Here is a 542-nt window from a genome sequence, read left to right on the forward strand (position 1 = left end):
GTCGGGACCTTTTTGCCGCCCACCGTCTGCGCCATGAAGCTCCACAGCTCCATCCGGAACGGCGTGAACCGGTCCAACGCCCCATCATTGGCACGCATCGTCTCCACCGCGCCAATGCCCTTGAGCAACTCCCCATACAGATCAGGGTTCTTCTCAACCTCCGGACCGAACACGATCCGCAACGCCCGCACCAACCGCAGCATCGTCGCCCGAACCTCCGGCGACGCTTCACCCTCACTCGTGTGCAGCCCCGCCGTCACCGCCAACGCATCCAGCTCATGCGGCAAAGGCTCAGGGACCGCGTTCCTGCGACGCCCGGCCACCCCGCCAGGTGCGTCGATCAAAATCCGCGCGTCGACGTCGAAGCCGCTGCTCATCAGCGATCCGTCGGTCTCCCGACGGCTCTCGTTCGCCGCGTGCTGAGCCAGCGACACCTCCTCCAGCGGATCATGCACCGCAGGCGCCGGCCGGTTGTCCAACTGCGGCGCCAACGGGCTCCCCGCCGCATCACTGAAGCACACCTCCAACCCCAGCCGATGCCC

Annotated in this window: 1 protein-coding gene; it reads right to left on the reverse strand. The window is 66.8% G+C overall.

The annotated features are described in order from the left end of the window. On the reverse strand, positions 1–491 hold a 491-nt coding region (locus tag IF99_RS31435), incomplete at its 3' end, for a hypothetical protein (RefSeq protein ID WP_234340928.1). Between the last annotated feature and the right edge of the window lie 51 nt (positions 492–542).

Origin of the sequence: Streptomyces sp. NRRL F-5630 (assembly GCF_000719475.1) — a bacterium.
In the GTDB taxonomy this organism is placed as follows: Bacteria; Actinomycetota; Actinomycetes; order Streptomycetales; family Streptomycetaceae; genus Streptomyces.